This window comes from Streptomyces sp. NBC_01261 (genome assembly GCF_036226385.1).
GTDB lineage: Bacteria > Actinomycetota > Actinomycetes > Streptomycetales > Streptomycetaceae > Streptomyces.
On the sequence record NZ_CP108463.1, the window covers coordinates 4,264,637 to 4,279,403 of the forward strand.

General features: G+C 69.7%; 12 protein-coding genes and 2 tRNA genes. 3 read left to right on the forward strand and 11 right to left on the reverse strand.

The genetic code is table 11. The features are described from left to right. Positions 1-31: 31 nt before the first annotated feature. The 4 genes from OG226_RS18375 to OG226_RS18390 all read right to left on the reverse strand — a co-directional run bounded on the left by OG226_RS18375 (position 32) and on the right by OG226_RS18390 (position 5,354). Positions 32-105, reverse strand: a tRNA-Met gene (locus tag OG226_RS18375). Positions 106-235: 130 nt separating this feature from the next. After that, positions 236-2,107, reverse strand: a complete 1,872-nt coding sequence (locus OG226_RS18380; protein ID WP_328679194.1) for a tetratricopeptide repeat protein — start codon at positions 2,105-2,107, stop codon at positions 236-238. Between the two features lie 205 nt (positions 2,108-2,312). Next, a tRNA-Met gene (locus OG226_RS18385) sits at positions 2,313-2,386 on the reverse strand. A 43-nt stretch (positions 2,387-2,429) separates the two neighbouring features. Next, positions 2,430-5,354, reverse strand: a complete 2,925-nt coding sequence (locus tag OG226_RS18390) for a UPF0182 family membrane protein (protein WP_328686351.1) — start codon at positions 5,352-5,354, stop codon at positions 2,430-2,432. Between the two features lie 174 nt (positions 5,355-5,528). On the opposite strand from OG226_RS18390, the gene OG226_RS18395 reads away from it, so the two are divergent. Continuing rightward, positions 5,529-6,071 carry a PPA1309 family protein gene (locus OG226_RS18395; protein ID WP_328679195.1) on the forward strand — a complete coding sequence of 181 codons (543 nt, stop codon included), beginning with the start codon at positions 5,529-5,531 and terminating at the stop codon, positions 6,069-6,071. Between the two features lie 125 nt (positions 6,072-6,196). Here OG226_RS18395 and OG226_RS18400 read toward each other — a convergent pair whose 3' ends face one another. The 4 genes from OG226_RS18400 to OG226_RS18415 all read right to left on the reverse strand — a co-directional run bounded on the left by OG226_RS18400 (position 6,197) and on the right by OG226_RS18415 (position 9,352). Continuing rightward, positions 6,197-7,294, reverse strand: coding sequence for a YlbL family protein (locus OG226_RS18400; protein WP_329349494.1), 1,098 nt, complete (start codon positions 7,292-7,294; stop codon positions 6,197-6,199). Between the two features lie 53 nt (positions 7,295-7,347). Beyond that, entirely contained in the window at positions 7,348-7,512 is a 165-nt protein-coding gene (locus OG226_RS18405; protein WP_328679197.1) for a hypothetical protein, read from the reverse strand. Positions 7,513-7,642: 130 nt separating this feature from the next. Then, positions 7,643-8,104: a molybdenum cofactor biosynthesis protein MoaE gene (locus tag OG226_RS18410; RefSeq protein ID WP_328679198.1), complete on the reverse strand. Its 462-nt coding sequence runs from the start codon at positions 8,102-8,104 to the stop codon at positions 7,643-7,645. 135 nt (positions 8,105-8,239) lie between these two features. Beyond that, positions 8,240-9,352, reverse strand: a complete 1,113-nt coding sequence (locus tag OG226_RS18415) for an SDR family oxidoreductase (RefSeq protein ID WP_033282043.1) — start codon at positions 9,350-9,352, stop codon at positions 8,240-8,242. A 192-nt stretch (positions 9,353-9,544) separates the two neighbouring features. Between OG226_RS18415 and OG226_RS18420 the strand changes: the two genes are divergently transcribed. Both OG226_RS18420 and OG226_RS18425 read left to right on the forward strand, forming a co-directional pair. Beyond that, complete coding sequence (locus tag OG226_RS18420) at positions 9,545-10,984, forward strand: zinc-dependent metalloprotease (protein ID WP_328679200.1); 1,440 nt, start codon at positions 9,545-9,547, stop codon at positions 10,982-10,984. Further along, a complete protein-coding gene (locus tag OG226_RS18425; protein ID WP_329349495.1) occupies positions 10,981-11,502 on the forward strand; it encodes an NUDIX hydrolase in 522 nt (173 codons plus the stop codon). The genes OG226_RS18420 and OG226_RS18425 overlap by 4 nt, the downstream gene beginning before the upstream one ends. 80 nt (positions 11,503-11,582) lie before the next feature. Here OG226_RS18425 and OG226_RS18430 read toward each other — a convergent pair whose 3' ends face one another. Genes OG226_RS18430 through OG226_RS18440 form a run of 3 tightly spaced genes read right to left on the reverse strand, consistent with a single transcriptional unit; the run spans position 11,583 to position 14,718 of the window. Next, positions 11,583-12,338, reverse strand: a complete 756-nt coding sequence (locus OG226_RS18430; RefSeq protein WP_328679202.1) for an AIM24 family protein — start codon at positions 12,336-12,338, stop codon at positions 11,583-11,585. Between the two features lie 17 nt (positions 12,339-12,355). Beyond that, entirely contained in the window at positions 12,356-13,036 is a 681-nt protein-coding gene (locus OG226_RS18435) for an AIM24 family protein (protein ID WP_329349496.1), read from the reverse strand. An 11-nt stretch (positions 13,037-13,047) separates the two neighbouring features. After that, positions 13,048-14,718 (reverse strand): TerD family protein, encoded by a 1,671-nt coding sequence (locus OG226_RS18440; RefSeq protein WP_329349497.1) that lies wholly within the window; start codon positions 14,716-14,718, stop codon positions 13,048-13,050. Between the last annotated feature and the right edge of the window lie 49 nt (positions 14,719-14,767).

Consider the following 14,767-nt stretch of genomic DNA (forward strand, 5'->3'; position numbering starts at 1 on the left):
ACCCTTTCGGATTCCGGCCCTCGGCCTTTAGTAGCGGGGACAGGATTTGAACCTGCGACCTCTGGGTTATGAGCCCAGCGAGCTACCGAGCTGCTCCACCCCGCGCCGTTGTGATTGCAACGCTACGTCAGACGACCGGACAGAAGCAAATCGTTTAACACCGCAGGCCGGAGCCACTCCGTGCGGACCGGCGAAATCAGCTGATGGGACGGGTAGGGGCGACGGGGGCGAGAACCTACGCCGTCAGCTCCTGCCGCAACGCATCCCGCAACCGAGCCGCCCGCTCGGAGACCTCCCGAGGCCCCAGCGTCACCGCCCGATCGGCCCACCGCTGCCCCTCGGCCAGCTCCCCCCGACGCGCGTACACCAGAGCCAGCCGCAACGCGGCCCGCCCATGCCCGGCATCCGCAGCCCGAGCCCACCACACAGCGGCCTCAGGCTCGCTGCCCTCCCGCGCGAGCAACAGCCCAAGATTGAACGCCCCGTTACGAGACCCGGCCTCGGCAGCCTCCCGGTACCACCGAGCCGCCTCGACGACATCGCCCCGCGCGGCGGCCAGCATCCCGACCCGGACCTGCGCCCGCCGATGCCCCTGGGAAGCCGCCCGCTCGTACCACTCCTCGCACTCGGTCTTCTCGTGCACCTGCTCACCCAGCTCGTGGGCGGGCGCAGGCGGGCGCCGAGCGTCAAGCACCGAGGCCAACCGGTAAGCGGCCTCCGCACTCCCCCCGCCGGCCGCGCACCGCAGATGCCGCTCGGCCTCCCGCTCGTCCCCGTCCCGCAGCCGGGCGATCCCGACCTGCAACGCCGCTTCCGTGTGCCCGGCGGCAGCGGCCCGCTCGTACCAGGGCAGCGCGACGCCTTCGTCGCCCCGCCCGGCGAAGAGAATCCCGAGGTTGAACGCGGCGTCCACGCTCCCGGCCTCGGCGGCCTTGGAGAACCACGGCTCGGCCCCGGTCGCGTCGCCGCCCTGGAGCAGCAGCACGGCCAGCGCGTTGGCGGCCTCCCGGTGCCCGGCGTAGGCGGCCCGCCGGTACCACTGCTCGGCCTGCGCGGTGCGCGCCTGCTCGGCGCAGAGGAGCCCGAGGTTGTACGCGCCGTTCACGTCCCCGGCGTCCATCGCGGCCCGGTACCACCGCTCGGCGGTCTGCGTCTCACCGCGCTCGGCGTGCAGCGCGCCCAGCGCGTTGGCCGCGTTGCCGTCACCGTCCTGGGCGGCCCGGAGCCACCACACGGCGGCGCTCTCGGTGTCGCCGGCGTCGCGCAGCAGGAACCCGAGCGCGCAGGCGGCCCGCGCCTCCCCGTCCTTCGCGGACGTCAGATACCAGCGCCCGGCCTCCTTGAGCTCGCCCCGCTTCTCCAGGATCGCCCCGAGCTGCAGCGCGGCCCGCTGATGCCCACGCGCGGCGGCCTGCCGGTACCACTGCTCGGCCTCGTCACCCGGGGCACCAGAGGCTCCTGGGGCCGGTGCGACACCGTTGTCGCCCTCAGCGCCACGCCCGTTCCCCACCGCGCGCCCGTCCCCGTACTCACGCTCGTCCTCGTGCGGCGCCTGCCGATCGAGCGCCCGCGCCAGCCGGTACGCGGCCTCACGGTGCCCGCGCTCGGCGGCCGACCGCATCCACCGCTCGGCAGCGGCGTCCCCGCGGTGCTCCAGCAGATCGGCGAGCGCGTACGCGCCCAGCGCGTGACCCTGTTCGGCGGACTGGCGCAGCCAGTACTCGGCAGCCGGCTCGTCACCGCGCTCGCGGTGGTACCGGCCGAGCGCGTGCGCGGCGGCAGCGGACCCCGCCACGGCCGCGATCCGCCACCAGCCGGCGGCGTCGTCGGTGTATCCGCGCTGGTGAAGGAGGACGCCGAGGTTGTTGGCCGCGGCCCGGTCACCCTCGGCGGTGGCGGCACGCAGCAGGGGCTCGGCTCCGTCGAGATCACCGCGGCGCAGCAGCATCGCTCCGAGGACACTCGTCGCCTCGACGTCGCCGGCCTGTGCGGCGAGCCGTGTGCGTGCCTCGTCGACAGCCTCCCCGTCACCGGACTCGTCCCGGTCGGAAGGCTGCACAAAACGCCCTGTATCCAACAGAGTTGCCTTGTCCCCCATAACGTCCATCGTCGCACCACCTGCAACCTGGGTACACCTGGTATACCGCAGCCAGTGAGGTCTCTACAGCGTTTTGTCGACATGCCCACAGAGAGACAACACAAACACGGTTTCGCCAAGTCCCCCCGGCGGCACGGCCGTCACCCTCGTCGGCACATGCGTTCGCACAGCGCGAAGGCCCGGATCCTTAGAGGATCCGGGCCTTCGCGATCAGTAGCGGGGACAGGATTTGAACCTGCGACCTCTGGGTTATGAGCCCAGCGAGCTACCGAGCTGCTCCACCCCGCGCCGTTGTGTTGCAACCGTACCACGGCGTGAGGTGGGCTTTTCCCTACCCGCTACTGGGGCTGCTGCTCGGACTCGGACTACTGGTGCTCTTGCCACTGCTGCCGCTGCCGGTCTTGCTCTTGTCGGCCGCGGCCTGCGCGTCCTCGGCCCGCTGCAGCGCGGACTGGAGATCCTTCTGCGCCTGCCCGTACGCCTCCCAGTCGCCCTTCTTCAACGCCTGTTGCCCGGCGTCGAAGGCCTTCTGGGCGTCGGTCAACGCAGCCTGGACCGTGGGGTTGCTGGACGTCGGTGGAGTGGTGGTGTCCGGTGGCGGGGTCGTGGTGCTCTCCGCCCCGAAGACCTTGTTCAACCCCTCGTCCAGGGTGTCCTCGAAGGCGGTCTTGTTGCCGTAGGCCACCAACACCTTGCGCAGGAGCGGGTACTTGAGTCCACCACCGCGTACGTAGACGGGCTCCACGTACAGCAGTCCCCCGTCGAGCGGCACCGTCAGCAGGTTGCCGTACTCGATGTCGGAGTCGCCGCCCTTGAGCAGCTTGATGGATTCGGCGATGTCCTGTTGGGAGTTGAAGGCGCTCTGCACCTGTTTAGGCCCGCCGACGGTCGTACTGGTCGGCAGCTTCAGGATTCTGATCTTGCCGTAGTCCGGTGTGCCGGCCTCCGAGTCGACGGCCATGAAGGCGCTGAGGTTGTCTCTGCCGTTCGGTGTGAACGTCGTCGTCAACGAGAAGGCCTGCGCGGACTGGTCCGGCATCTTCATGCTCAAGTAGTACGGCGGCACCGCACTGTTGGACTGGTTCGTCGGGTCGTTCGGGACCTGCCACACCTCGCTGCCGCTGAGGAACGTCTGCGCGTCCGTCACGTGGTAGCGGGTGAGGAGTTCGCGCTGGACCTTGAACAGGTCCTGCGGGTACCGGAGATGGGCCATCAGGGAGGACGAGATGTCCTTCTTGGGCTCGACCGTGTTCGGGAACGCCTTCATCCAGGTCTTCAGGACCGGGTCCTCGGTGTCCCACTGGTAGAGCTTGACGGCACCGGTGTACGCGTCGACGGTCGCCTTCACCGAGTTGCGGATGTAGTTGACCTGGTTCTGCTGGGCCACCACCGCGCGGTTGTTGTTCGTCGCCGTCAGCGAGTCGGCCGTGGTGTCGCCGAGGGTCGTACGCGAGGCGTACGGATATCCGTTGCTCGTCGTGTACGCGTCGACGATCCACTGGATATGGCCGTCCACGACCGCCGGGTAGGCGTCACCGTCGATGGTCAGCCAGGGCGCGACCGCCTCGACGCGCTCCTTGGGCGTGCGGTTGTACAGGATCCGCGAACCCTCGCCGATCGCACCGGAGTACAGGATCTGCGGCTCGTTGAACGCCACCGCGTACGCGGCCCGGTTGAGCGGGTTGGAGAGGTTGACCCCGCTCTTGCCGGTGTAGCTGGTGGTCTTCTCGCCGCTGTCGTCGGAGTAGTCGATCTCCTTCTGGGGACCGCCGACGATCGAGTACGTGGTGGTCTTCTCGCCGTAGTAGATCTGCTGCTTGTACGTCCCGAGGTCACCCGTGGACGGCAGATCGGACTCGGTGAAGACGGGGCGGCCCTCGGAGTCGACCTCGGTGCCCTTGGCGGCGACCACTCCGTAGCCGTGCGTGTAGCGGAAGTGGTCGTTGATCCAGTTGTTCTTCGGAATGCCGTTGAGGTTCAGCTCACGCAGACCGATGACCGTGTCCTGGTCCTTGCCGTCCTCGCTGTAGCGGTCGACATCCAGGTTGGTCGGGAACGCGTAGTAGTTCCTGATCTGCTGGAGCTGCTGGAACGTGGGCGACACGACGTTCGGGTCCACGATCCGGATGCTCGCCGTGGAGTCGACGTCCGCGCGCAGCTTGGTCTTGTCCTTCGTGGTGCTCGTCCCCGAGTACTCCGTGACCTTGGTGTCGTCGATGCCGTAGGCCTCGCGCGTCGCCTTGAGGTTCTTCTGGACGTACGGGGCTTCCTTGGCCTGCTCGTTCGGCTGGACCGTGAACTTCTGGACGATCGCCGGGTACAGGCCGCCGATGAGGATCGCGGAGAGCACCATCAGGCCGAAGCCGATGACGGGCAGCTGCCAGGTGCGACGCCACAGGGTGGCGAAGAACAGCAGCGCGCAGATGACGGCGATGCAGAAGAGGATCGTCTTGGCCGGCAGATACGCGTTCGCGTCGACGTATCTGAGGCCCGTCCAGTCGCCCGTCGCCTTGAAGTCGCTGGACTTCACGGCGAGTCCGTACCGGTCGAGCCAGTAGGCCACCGCCTTGAGCGCGACGAAGATGCCGAGCAGCACGGACAGGTGTCCGGTGGCCGCGGCCGTGGCGCGCGCGCCCGGGCTGGTGATGCGCAGGCCGCCGTACAGGTAGTGCGTCAGCGCGGCGGCGAGCAGCGAGAGGATCGCGGCGGCGAAGCCGAAGCCGAGCAGGAAGCGGTACCAGGGCAGGTCGAACGCGTAGAAGGACACGTCGAGGTGGAACTGCGGGTCCTTCTGGTGGAAGGGCACGCCGTTGACCCACATCAGCCAGACCCGCCACTGACTGGACGCCGAGGCGCCCGCGATCAGCCCCACCAGGGCGGTGATCGCCAGAAGCAGCCACTTCTTGTACGGCGCGATGCCCATCCGGTAGCGGTCGAGGCTCTGCTGCTCCATCGACATCGCGCTGAGCGGCGGGCGCAGGCGGTGCGCCAGCCAGATGTTCACGCCCACCGCGGCCGCCATCAGCAGGCCGAAGACGAAGAAGAGCCCGATCTTCGTCGAGAGGGTGGTGGTGAACACGGACGAGTAATGCACCGACCGGTACCAGAGCCAGTCCGTCCAGAAGCCCGCGAACATCGTGAACGCCATGCCGAGTACGGCAAGGACGCCCAGTGTCATGAGCAAAGTCCGGACGCGCCGGGACGGGCGGCCCACTCTGATCCGCGGCCCTGTCGGGCCTCCGCCGCGGTCCGGCATCTGGAAAGCCAAGGTGCGCACCTCGAAGTTCGCTGTTGGTCGCTGTCGTTGCGTCAGGTCCCCGGTTTCGCGGACCCTCCGTAGCCCCGCGTGATCGCGGGCCCACACCTATGCAACTTACTCACCGTTTACTCGGTTCCCGATTCCGGCCATGAACGAGGCAGGATTGTGACCATGTCCAACACTCCCATGGCAGCGAACCCCCTCACCCGGGCCGTACTAGAGATCGACGAGTACGCGTCCGGGCTCGGCTGGGACCAGTCCGCTCGCCTTTTCGCCCTGGTAGACACCGCGCGGCTGCGGGCCCAGGAACCCGGCCTCGCGGCCCAACTCGGCCTGCGGGACGAGCCCGAGACCACTGGTCTCACCCCGATCGAGCAGGAGGAGATTCCGGCCGGAAAGCCGCTGGACGAGTTCCTCGGCACGATCGCCTGGCCCGACGCGGTGGTCGGCTGCGCGCTCACCGTCGAGCGCCTGATGCTGCCGCCGTCCGCCGAGGCCTCCGTCCCGGAGGGCCTGAGCGAGAAGAAGCTCACCCAGTGGGTCGCCCAGCACCCGGACCGTCAGGAGGTCCGCATGACGGTCGCGGTCCTGCGCGACGGCACCCGCGACTCGGCCCTGCGCCTGCGCGAGAAGGACTCCCCCACGGAGGTCCTCACGGGCGGCGCCCTGGTCCCCGGCCTCGCGGAGGCCCTGTCGGCGACCTTCGAGGACTGACCTCGTCCGCTACGACTCCGGTTCCTTGCCTACGACTCCGGGGGCGCCCTCTGCTTGAGGGCGCCCCCGGAGTCGTAGCGAGGTCTTCTGAGTCGTACGCGAGGTCTTCTTAAGAAGAGGCTTGCTCAGCCCTTGGCACTGCACTTCGGCAGGTCGTCGGTCTTGCCGCTCTTGATCAGCTTCAGGGAGCTGATCGCGTCCTTGATGGTGTTGACCTTGACCAGCTTCAGGCCGCCCGGGGTGTCCTTGGCGGCCTCCGCGCAGTTGTCGGCGGGGGTCAGGAAGTACTGGGCGCCCTTGCTGCGCGCGCCGACCGTCTTCATCGAGATGCCGCCGATCGGGCCTACCTTGCCGGTGTCGTCGATCGTGCCGGTGCCCGCGACGAACTTGCCGCCGGTGAGGTCGCCCGGGGTGAGCTTGTCGTAGATACCGAGCGCGAACATCAGGCCGGCGCTGGGGCCGCCGACGTCGGCGAGCTTGATGTCGATGGTGAACGGGAAAGTGTGATCGGTTCCGGCGGAGATACCCACGATGGCGCGCTTCGTGCCGGTGTCGTCGGAGGTCGCCGTGGTGATCGTGATGTTCTTCGTCGTGGTCGCCGTCCTGTTCGCCTTCACGGCGGCGGCCTGCTCCTTGGCGGGCACGATCGTGAACACGACGTTCTCGCCGGGCTTGTGCTTGGTGACCAGCTTCGCGACGTCGTCGGGCTGCTTCACCGTCGTGCCGTCGACGGCCTTGATGACGTCACCGGCGTGCAGCTTGCCCTCGGACGGGGTGTCCTTGACGACCGTCGAGACGATCACCCAGGACTTCACCGGGACGCCCAGCTGCTCCAGGGCGGCGACCTTGGCGCTCTCCTGGGACTGGCTGAACTCCTCGGCGTTCTCCTGCGTCGACTGCTGCTCCGTCTTGCCGTCCGGGTACAGCGTGTCGTGCGGGACGATCTTGTCGTCGTGGGCGAGCCAGCCGTACACGGCCTCGATGAGGTTCATGTTGTAGTCGGCGCTGGTGACGCGGACCGTCGTCATGTTCAGGTGACCGGTCGTCGCGTAGGTCTTGCGCCCGGTGATCTGCAGCACCGGCTCGCCGTCGTGGTCCCCGAGCGTGTTCACCGTCGGGCCCGGCGACATCTCCGCGTACGGAACGTTGATGAGGACTCCCGCGCACAGGAGCGCGATCAGCATCAGGGTGGAGGCGAGCATCGTCGCGGTGCGGCGTGGCATGGCACGACAGTACGGGACGCGTCTGTCAGCGCACCGTCAGGGCCGCCTTCCGATCATGTGCCGGAGTGGGACTTCTCCATGGCCTCTCGGAACCGGGCATAGCCGTCCAGTTCCGGGCCGTCGCTCCGCGTCCTGCGGGTCCGGTTGGCCCAACTGCCCCACACGCCGGCACCTATCGCAGCCGCCAACGGAATCAACAACCAGGCGAGTGCCGCCATGCCGACCTCCCAACCCCGGATGAGTGACCTCAACTGACTGATCAGCAGATTAGCCAGCCCCACTGACAACGCTCATGCCCGGGGGGCGGTTACGCAACCGGAGGGCGGACGAGAAGCGCGTGATCGTGCGTCAACAGGCGCCGACCCACTCCTCGGTGCCGTCGGAGAACTTCTGGTGCTTCCAGATCGGCACCTCGTGCTTCAGGTCGTCGATCAGCTTCCGGCACGCTTCGAAGGCCTCGCCCCGGTGCGGACACGACACGCCGACGACGACCGCCAGGTCCCCGATGCCGAGATCCCCCACACGGTGGACGGCGGCCAGCGCCCGTACCGGATACTCCGCGACGACCTTTTCGGCGACGCGCCGCATCTCGGCCTCGGCGCTGGGGTGGCAGGAGTACCCCAGCTCGTCGACGTCGGTCCCGCCGTCGTGGTTGCGGACGGTCCCTACGAAGAGGGCGATCCCGCCGGCGGCGTCGTCCCCCACGGCCCGGAAGACCTCGTCCACGGAGAGCGGCGTCTCCCGGATCCCGATCAGCTTGATGGGATCCTGCGCGGCCTGCTCACCGGGATGGTCGATCGTGGGTGCCATGCCTCCATCGTGCCCCACCCCGCCGACGGCGAGGAATAGCACTTTCACCAGGCACACGCGCGTGGGGACTTGGAGCCTTCTACAGGGGCACGATGCCTGGGAGCCAGGCCGGGGTGTCCTGGACCGGCCTGCCCGTCAGATCCGCCGCCGGGCCTTCCGCGCCCGTCGTACGACCGCCGCCGCGCCCAGCAGCGCGACCGTCGCGCCCGCGGCACCCGCCGCCGTCGCGTCCTTGCGGCCGAGCCGTCGTCCGACGACCGTGTGCCGCCCGGAGACCTCCTCCAGCAGTTCCGCGAGCACTTCCTCGTTGGTCCACTGCGGCCGCCAGCCCGCGTCGTGCAGCCGGCTCCCGCTCACCACCCAGGGATACATCGTGTAGGCGAGGTCACCGGCCGGGGACGGGGTGAGCCCGATCCGGTGCAGGCGGGCCGCCGCGCCGAGCGCGACCGCGGAGGGCAGCTCCATGCGGCGGATGCCACTGAGCTCCTCGACCTCCTCCTGCTCCAGCCATCCGTCGCAGCCGACGGCCAGCTCGCCCTCGACCTTCTCCAGGACGGCGTACTCCAGGGCGCTGCACAGGTCCTCGACGTGGCAGAACTGCCAGGCGGGCCGCGACCCGGCGACCACCAGCAGCCGAGGTGACTCGAAGTACCTGGTCAGCGCGGTGTCGGTGCCGCCGACGAGCACTCCGGGACGGACGACGGTGACGTTGAGCCCGGGGTGCGCCCGGGGCGCGCGCCGTGCGAGCCGCTCGACCTCCAGCAGGTCGCCGACGCCGGTGGCCTCCGCGGTGGCACGCAGTTCGGCGTCCTCCGAGAGCGGCAGTTCGTTGTCGGGCAGCGCTCCGTAGACCATCGCCGAGGTGCACAGCACGACCCGGTGGACACCGGCGGCCGCGGCGGCGGTGAGCACGGTCTGCGTCCCCCGCACGTTGTACGCCGAACGGGCGGCCGGGTCGGTCTCCAGATCGAGATCGAGCGCCAGATGGACGACGACGTCCGCGCCGCGCAGCTTCTCCGCGATGGCCGGATCCCGTACGTCGAGGATGTGCCACTGCGCCGCGGCGCACTCACCGCGCCGCTCGTCGATGGCGATGACCTGCTTGATCTCCTCGGAGGCGGCGAGCCGCTCGGTCAGCAGCGCCCCGACCCCGGACGCGGCGCCGGTGACCGCGACGACGGGCCCGCGCACGGCGGGACTGGTTGAGTGGTTTCGCGCTGCGCGAACCTGCGGATCTGGGGAACTCACCGGGCGTCTCCAGCGGTTGTCTTCAGTACGGATGCGCGTGACGCGTCCGGACCAGGTGGCATCCATCCTGCCGCAGGCCGGGTCTCGGCGAAGCACCGAGGCTCGATCGGCCCGCGGTGTCTACGCTGGGTGGTGTTGAAGGGCAGTCGCGCCGTCGGAGAGAACCGGCGGCCTTAACAGCCGAGGAATCCCGTGAGTGACACCCCATTCGGATTCGGCCTTCCGCCGGAGGAGCCGGACGACGGCGACGAGGGCAAGAAGAAGGACCAGGAGAGCGGTGGTGGTCAGGGACCGGCCAACCCGTTCGGTTTTGGCGGCCTGCCAGGTGCCGGGGGCTTTGGCGGCCCGGGCGCGGACAATCCGCTCGCAGCCATGTTCGGCTCGCTGAACCCCAATGACCTGGGCGCCGCGTTCCAGCAGCTGGGCCAGATGCTCTCGTACGAGGGCGGCCCGGTGAACTGGGACATGGCCAAGCAGATCGCCCGCCAGACGGTCTCCCAGGGCACGCAGGACGGCGTCAAGGACGCGAGCATCGGCCCCGCCGACCGCAGCGCGGTCGAGGAGGCCGTCCGGCTCGCGGACCTGTGGCTGGACGACGCGACGTCGCTGCCGTCCGGCGCCGGCACTGCCGTGGCGTGGTCCCGCGCGGAGTGGGTCGAGGCGACCCTGCCCGCCTGGAAGGAGCTCGTGGACCCGGTCGCCGAGCGCGTCGGCGCGGCCATGGGTGACGTCCTGCCGGAGGAGATGCAGGCCATGGCGGGCCCGCTGATCGGCATGATGCGCTCGATGGGCGGCGCCATGTTCGGCACGCAGATCGGGCAGGCCGTGGGCGTCCTCGCGGGCGAGGTCGTCGGCTCGACCGACATCGGCCTGCCGCTCGGGCCGGTCGGCAAGGCCGCGCTGCTGCCGCTGAACATCCAGGCGTTCGGCAAGGACCTGGGCGTCCCGCAGGAGGAGGTGCGGCTCTACCTCGCCCTGCGCGAGGCGGCCCACCAGCGCCTGTTCGCGCACGTGCCGTGGCTGCGCTCGCACCTGTACGGCGCGGTCGACGGGTACGCGCGCGGGATCAAGGTCGACACCGCCAAGCTGGAGGACGTGGTCGGCCAGTTCGACCCGGCGAACCCGGAGCAGTTGCAGGACGCCCTCCAGCAGGGCATGTTCCAGCCGGAGGACACCCCGGAGCAGAAGGCCGCCCTGGCCCGTCTGGAGACGGCTCTGGCGCTCGTCGAGGGCTGGGTCGACGCGGTGGTCCACGCGGCCGCGAAGCCCCGTCTGACGTCCGCCGACGCGCTCCGCGAGACCCTGCGGCGCCGTCGCGCGACGGGCGGTCCCGCCGAGCAGACGTTCGCCACGCTGATCGGCCTGGAGCTGCGCCCGCGCCGGCTGCGCGACGCCTCCCGCCTGTGGGCCTCGCTCACGGACGCGCGCGGTGTCGACGGCCGGGACGGTCTGTGGGCCCACCCGGACATGCTGCCGACGGCCTCCGACCTGGACGACCCGGACGGCTTCGTGCACCGCGAGCAGATGGACTTCTCCGAGCTGGACAAGATGCTCGGCGAGGCGGCGAGCGGCACCGCGGAGAAGCCGAACCTGAAGAAGGACGAGGACTCCAAGGACGACGACACCGAGTGAGCCTGTACGACGACGCGGTCCTCGTACTCAAGAGCTACGAGGACCAGACGGACCTGCGCCAGGCCTACCTGGACCACCTGGCCGCCCACCCGGACGGCATGTGGAAGTCCTGCCACGCCGGGCACGTGACGGCGAGTGCCCTGGTGATCGACCCGGAGCAGGGCCGCGTGCTGCTGACCCTGCACAAGAAGCTGCGGATGTGGCTCCAGATGGGCGGCCACTGCGAGCCGGAGGACACCTCCCTGGAGGAGGCAGCCCTGCGCGAGGCCACGGAGGAGTCCGGCATCACCGGACTGACCCTGCTCCCGGGCGGCCCGGTCCGCCTGGACCGGCACCCGATCCCCCCGCCGTGCCACTGCCACTACGACGTCCAGTACGCGGTGCTGGCACCCCCCGGCGCCGTCCAGGAGATCAGCGACGAGTCCCTCGACCTGCGCTGGTTCCCCTACGACGAGGTACCGGCCGTGGCGGACGAGTCGGTCCTGCGGCTGCTGAAGGCGACGCGCGCCAGGCTCTGAGCGGGCGGGGTTTGGCAGGCGCCGAACGTGTAAGAGGCGCCCGCAGTTGCGGGCGCCCCTTACGTTGGTTTTCCGGACGGTCAGCTCCAGGCGTTGCCCTGGTTCTGGGCGTGTGCGCCGTGCTGGCCCATGCCGAACTGGGCGGCGACGCCCTGGCCGATCGCGGCGTTCTGCGGGGGCAGGAGTTCGCTGGGCTGGACGAGCGCGTAGCCGCTGCCCATGAAGCTCAGCTCCCAGCCCTCACCCGTGTTGCCGCGGCGCCGCCACACCCCGGAGGAGTGCGTCTGGGCCTGCATCTGGACGCGCAGGCCGGTGGACCAGGCGACGATCGCGTCGGCGTCGCAGTTGACGTACTTGTCGGGCGTGACCTGCATCATCAGGGGCGCGCCCGAGGTCATCAGGGCGACCTTGCCGCGGCCAGTGATGTTGAGCTGGTACTTCCCGGAGCCGGAGATGCCGTACTGGCTGTCCACGGCGATGACCTCGTGGTGCAGCGAGGAGTCCATCGCGAGGACGTAGCTGCTGTCGACGGTCAGGCCGTCCTGTTCCACATCCACTACGTGGACGTGCTGGGCGAGGTTGGCGAGGAAGACCGTGCCCTGCCCGTGGCAGCGCATCAGGCTGAGGCCCTCGCCGGTCGCCGCACGCGCGTAGGCCTGCTGGGTGTTCTGGTACTCGGCGTCGAACTCGACGAGCCCCTGGTAGGCGACCATGGTGCCCTTGCGGGCGAGGATGTCGTCGTGGCCCTCCAGGACGATGCGCAGCATCTGCTTGTTCTGGAGGCTGTAGCGATCCTGGGACTGCGAGTCGTTGAACGCGAAAAGCGGGCTCTGCATGGTGTCGTGTTCCCCCCTCAGCCCCGGAACCGGAGACGGTCGGTGCTGTCCTCGCTGGGCTGGACGACGACGATGCCCGTCCCGGAGAAGGCCATCTGGTAGGCCTCGCCGCTGCCGCGGCCGATCAGCGACTGCGCCTTGAAGCTGCGCTTGCCCTTCACCTTGAGGTTCGGGGACCAGGCGACGAGCGCGTCCGGGTCGACGTACGTCTCGTCCTCGCCGCCGCCGCAGTCGACGACGATCGGCTTGCCGCGGGAGGTCAGCGCGACCCAGCCCTGGCCGGTGATCTTGGTGTTCCACAGGCCCTGTCCGGCGAACTTTGCCAGCCCCTTGACCCGCTCCACGCCCCAGGTGAGGTGGGCGTCGAAGGCGAGCAGGTTGGTGGCGTTGACGGAGATCCCGTCGCCGTTGAGGTTGATCACGACGACGTCCGCGCCGTAGTCGGCGAGGTAGAGCAGTCCGTCGCCGGAGCACTTCATCAGGGGCGCGCCCTCTCCGGTCATCCAGTCGCGCGCGATCTGGCGCACGGCCGGCGGGTTGGGCTCGTACTGGATGAAGCCCTCGTAGGCGATCATCGAGCCCACGCGCGCGAAGAGGTCGCTTCCGGTCTGCATGGCGACCTTCAGCATGTTGTTGCCGTGGTTCTCCATGCGGGCGGAGACGGGTGCGGGGGCATAGCCCGCGAGCGGCTGGTTCATGACGGGCTCCCTCAGACCTCGTACGGCTGGACGACGATGAAGTTGCCGGGCGCGGCCCGGAACTGCAGGTTGACGCTCTCCCCGGTGTCGCCCGGATAGGCGTTGCGGCGCATCCGGACCTGGCTGGAGACGATCACCTGGGCGGCTGCGGACCAGGCGACGACCGCGTTGCAGTCGGCGAACGTGGTCGGCGTGACCGGCAGGACGACGGGCTCGCCGTGGGTCTTCACGACGACGGTGCCGGTCCCCTGGAACTGCATCGTGAACAGCGCGCCCCCGGGGATGCCGTGTCCCTCGATGCGCCGGACCTCGTACTGGAGGCTCTCGTCGAAGGCGAGGACGTTCTCGGCGGAGACGCAGATCGCGTCCCCCTGGAGCTCGACGGGGTGCAGGTTGGTCGAGTTCTCGGCGAGGAACACCTGGCCCTGGCCCGTGCAGCGCATCAGCTGCATCTCCTGGCCGGTCGCGTTGCCCACGATCCGGCCGGCGAATCCGGCGCCCTTGTAGCCGAAGTCGACCTTGCCCTGGTAGAGCACCATGCTGCCCTGGCGGGCCAGCACGGGCTGGCCGCCGATGCCGAGGTCGACGCGGACGAGCTTCTTGTTCTGCTGCGTCCAGCGCTGCCCGGTGGGCGTCTCCTTGAACTTCTCCAGCGCGGCCGACACACCGGCGCCCTGGGGAGATCCCTGGGGCACTCCGTAGCCGGCGGCCTGGCCGGGGATCTGCCCGAAGGGAGGCTGTTGCTGCCCGTAGCCGGGAGGCGCGGGCGGCTGGCCGTAGCCAGGGGGCGGAGTCGACTGGCCGTAGCCGGGCGGCGGGCCCGGCGCGTGCGGGGCCTGGGGCTGCGCGTATCCGGGCGGCGGAGGCGGGCTCTGGCCGGGGGCCTGCTGTCCGTACGGCGCCTGCGGCTGGCCGTAGGGCGCGGGCACGGGACCCGGGGGCGGCACGGTGCCCGCCCCGGGCGGGATCATGGGCGCGATGATGGTCGGCGCGGCATGCACGGAGGGCGAGGGCGGGGGTGTGTATCCCTGCGCGACGGGCTGGGGGGCGGGTGCCGGGGCCGCGGGGGCGCCGAACGCGGGCGGGGCGAAGCCGGGGGCGGCACCGGACTGCGGTGGCGCGGGCTGTGCCTGCTGCGGCTCGGGCGTCTCCTCCTCGGCGACCTCGCCGCCGAAGTTCTTCAGCAGCGCTTCCAGGCCACCGTCGAAGCCCTGGCCGACGGCCGCGAACCGCCAGACGTCCTTCAGGTAGAAGTCACCCAGCATCACGGCCCGCTCGGTGGTGAACTCCGAACCGTTGAACGAGTAGCGGGCCACCTCCTCACCGCCCGCGACGATCCGGACGTACCCGGGGGCGATCTGCGACATCTGCCCCGCGCCGTCGAGCGTCGCCGTGAACGCCAGCTTGTGGATCTGCGGCGGGATCTTGTCGAGCGTGACCCGGAAGGACTCCGAGTCGCCCGCCTGGGCACCCAGGAGCTGGATGGACTCCTCGGGGGACTTCGGCTGGTTGAAGAAGACGAAGTACCGGTCGTCCGAGAGCCGTTCCTCGGCGTCGAGGCCGAAGCAGCTGATGTCGAACGTCAGTCCGGGGCCCGTGATCTGCACACCTACGTACAGATCCGTGCCCGCGGTGAGGTCACTGATCTTGGCCTTGTGGCCGCGTTGGAATTCCCTGGCCATGCGTAACGACCGTCCCCCATCCCGATGCAAGTGAGTCGCGCCAGGCTAA

Bases quoted from the DNA above. Each gene is read 5' to 3' on its own strand.
- OG226_RS18380 (WP_328679194.1), bottom strand. From the start codon at position 2,107: ATGGACGTTATGGGGGACAAGGCAACTCTGTTGGATACAGGGCGTTTT.
- OG226_RS18390 (WP_328686351.1), bottom strand. From the start codon at position 5,354: ATGCCGGACCGCGGCGGAGGCCCGACAGGGCCGCGGATCAGAGTGGGC.
- OG226_RS18395 (WP_328679195.1), top strand. From the start codon at position 5,529: ATGTCCAACACTCCCATGGCAGCGAACCCCCTCACCCGGGCCGTACTA.
- OG226_RS18400 (WP_329349494.1), bottom strand. From the start codon at position 7,294: ATGCCACGCCGCACCGCGACGATGCTCGCCTCCACCCTGATGCTGATC.
- OG226_RS18405 (WP_328679197.1), bottom strand. From the start codon at position 7,512: ATGGCGGCACTCGCCTGGTTGTTGATTCCGTTGGCGGCTGCGATAGGT.
- OG226_RS18410 (WP_328679198.1), bottom strand. From the start codon at position 8,104: ATGGCACCCACGATCGACCATCCCGGTGAGCAGGCCGCGCAGGATCCC.
- OG226_RS18430 (WP_328679202.1), bottom strand. From the start codon at position 12,338: ATGCAGAGCCCGCTTTTCGCGTTCAACGACTCGCAGTCCCAGGATCGC.
- OG226_RS18435 (WP_329349496.1), bottom strand. From the start codon at position 13,036: ATGAACCAGCCGCTCGCGGGCTATGCCCCCGCACCCGTCTCCGCCCGC.
- OG226_RS18440 (WP_329349497.1), bottom strand. From the start codon at position 14,718: ATGGCCAGGGAATTCCAACGCGGCCACAAGGCCAAGATCAGTGACCTC.